Annotated in this window: 2 protein-coding genes; both read right to left on the bottom strand. The window is 33.8% G+C overall.

Annotation, left to right across the window (positions count from 1 at the left end):
* Window positions 1–1,148: Ig-like domain-containing protein (locus GMD1S_RS07380; protein WP_000791205.1), on the bottom strand; the 1,148-nt coding region annotated here is incomplete at its 3' end.
* Between the two features lie 593 nt (window positions 1,149–1,741).
* Window positions 1,742–2,002 (bottom strand): LPXTG cell wall anchor domain-containing protein (locus GMD1S_RS07375; RefSeq protein WP_000000541.1); only part of this gene is annotated, 261 nt, incomplete at its 5' end.

Here is a 2,002-nt window from a genome sequence, read left to right as displayed (position 1 = left end):
CCTGTTTCTAACTGAATTGTACCGCCAGAAGCAACGACTGAGTTTCCGATTTGCTTAACGACTGTCTTATTACTATAGTCGTCATATGTTAGAATCTGGTCATCACCCTTCATTTCAGCATTGTTTTGGACTTGCGTGCCATCAGCTGGAGCACTTGTTTTATAATTAATTCGAAATGCTGCTGGTTTCCCGTTCTTCGCAAGAATTGAAGATGCATTGTTAATTGTTAAGGTAAATTCTGTGTAAGAATCATTCCATTTTACTTGGTAATCCTTACCAGCTTCTAAAACCACTTCATCTTTCAGATAATAATACTGATCATACCAACCTGCTGTGACGCTAAATGTTTCAGGAATCATCTGCATTGGTGAAGCATTTGGATCTACCCAGTCATGAATTTCAATTTTATTATAGGCTGCTTGTTTCGGATTAACACGAACATACCAGCTGTGTAAGTATTTTCCACTCTTATTTAGAGCCTTTGATGTCCAATCCTCTTTGTAAATCAAACCATGATATTTATTGAAATTAGCTCGACCGATTCCTTCAGAATAATCAGCCGTACCACCTTTTTTAACCTTGATTTGATGGGTGATTTCATTTATGGTTTCCGTTTTATCAAAACGGAGCGTTTCATTGCTTAATTCATTTTTAGAACTAAAACCAACAAAGAAATTTCCTTTAACGTTTTGGACTTGATAGCCACCTTTTTTCTCAAGATAGGTTTTCAGATTTTTTAATGTAATAGTTGCCTTACCACCATTATTATCCCCGTTTGATACAATTTGAGTTTCCCCGATAACGAGATCTGTTTCCTTATCTTTTAAATCAAAAGTTTCATTTCTAACAGTTAAAGGGCTCGGAACAGTAAAGGTAAAGGTATCACCGTCCTCTAATTTACCATCATAGGCACTCAAATCGTAATCAACAGTGAATTTATAATTTGAGTAGTTATGATGTTCAGGAGAAAGTGTATAAACACCATTCGCATCTGGTTTTATAAACTTACCATTATCAACCTCCCAAATTCCAATATTACTGATAACGTTCTTCAGTTCCTTTGCTTGAACTGAATTTGGAGCAAAGATCATCCCTAGCAAACAGGCCAGAGAAGTTAGGATGGGTAACCAAAATTTCTTGTTCTTCATAATCTTCCTTTCTAAATTACCGAAAACATTAAAACGACAAACTATGATTATAAAACCTCAACACTCATCTCCTTTCGAATTCGTTGAAATCCATGAGGGTTATTGAATAAGTTACATCATATTAACATATATCATAACTATATATAAGTGCAATATTTATCATATTTGTTCTATTTTTAATATAGAAACCTCCTTTAGTTTCATTATAAAACAAAATTAACTTTTTTTGTAATATTATGAGGTTATTGCCTTTTGAAAATATTGACACAGTGTAAAATTACTGCCATAAAAACTAATTCTTTCATCAGACTGAAGTTTCTTTAAGTTTAGTATACACATACGAACAACTTCTCTTTTAAACAAACAGAAAGGAACAATGCACAAAACATTCCATTTATTTATAAGTTTGATACACCTTAATAATTATCCAAACTATTTTATATAAGTAAAACTCAGAAGAAATCTAGCAATAGTCATACACCATACTGATAAATAGTTTAATTTAGCATATTTCATTATTCTGAATCATAGAAAAAAGACCAGGGGGTTATCCCTGATCTTTCTTTACTGTACTTATTGGCTACTAAATGAGATTAGTCTTCTTTTCTTCGTTTAGTTGCTACAAGACCTGCACCTAAAGCTAGAAGAGCTAAACCTGCTGCTAATGCAACTTGTCCAGATTCACTTCCAGTGTTTGGTAGGTTAGGATTTTCTGGTTCAGTTTGGTCCGTTACTACTAACTTACCATCCTTAAACTCAACCTGATTTCCACTAGCATTTACCACTGTTACAGTTCCGTCGTAGTTAACTTGGAATGTAATATCTGTTACTGCTAAGTATCCAGTTGGAGCGGC

Source organism: Streptococcus sp. GMD1S (assembly GCF_000296875.1).
In the GTDB taxonomy this organism is placed as follows: Bacteria; Bacillota; Bacilli; order Lactobacillales; family Streptococcaceae; genus Streptococcus.
This window is presented reverse-complemented; position numbering and strand designations above follow the sequence as displayed.